General features: G+C 36.0%; 1 protein-coding gene. It reads right to left on the bottom strand.

Features of this window, described 5'->3' with window-relative positions:
- Positions 1–35: 35 nt before the first annotated feature.
- Positions 36–362: a helix-turn-helix domain-containing protein gene (locus KW502_RS15315; RefSeq protein WP_219041415.1), complete on the bottom strand. Its 327-nt coding sequence runs from the start codon at positions 360–362 to the stop codon at positions 36–38.
- Between the last annotated feature and the right edge of the window lie 204 nt (positions 363–566).

The following is a 566-nucleotide window of genomic DNA, read 5'->3' as shown; positions in this document are numbered from 1 at the left end:
AATCCCTGCAAGGTTAAAATTGCGGGGTTTATTGTTTACATAATACTTTGGAGCTTGGTCTGTTTAAGGAAGGAATCTAACAGTTCCATCACGACATTTTTTTTATCTTCCGGCAGTTTTTGGATATCCGTTATTTTTTTCAATAAGTCCTTTTCCAGGGCTGTATCTGTGTTCCCTACCAAATAATCAAGAGACACATCGAGAGCGTCCGCAATCTTGGTAGCAATATCGATGGATGGTTTAATTTCGTTACGCTCGTATCTTCCAATGGTAACTGCAATAGTTCCCACTTCTTTAGCTAACTCACTTTGGGATAGCTTTTTCTTTTTTCGGGCGGTAGCCACATTTTCACCAAAACTCATATCGTAAATGCTGTATAAATAGCGTCAAAATTAACGTTATCACAAATTTACAACACTTATTTGCTGTATCAAAATCGCAAAAGCTTGTTTGTTTAAATCGGATATGCTACTTTTGTATCGGAAATGATATATTAAACTTTTTTCAAAATATTTTTCGATGGAAATAGCCGAGATCAAACAAAAGCTCACAATGGCAAACGTCCT

It is taken from the genome of Mesonia aestuariivivens (assembly GCF_019311235.1).
Taxonomy (GTDB): domain Bacteria; phylum Bacteroidota; class Bacteroidia; order Flavobacteriales; family Flavobacteriaceae; genus Mesonia; species Mesonia aestuariivivens.
The sequence above is the reverse complement of the archived record's forward strand: the minus strand, read 5'-3'. Positions and strand labels throughout refer to the sequence as shown.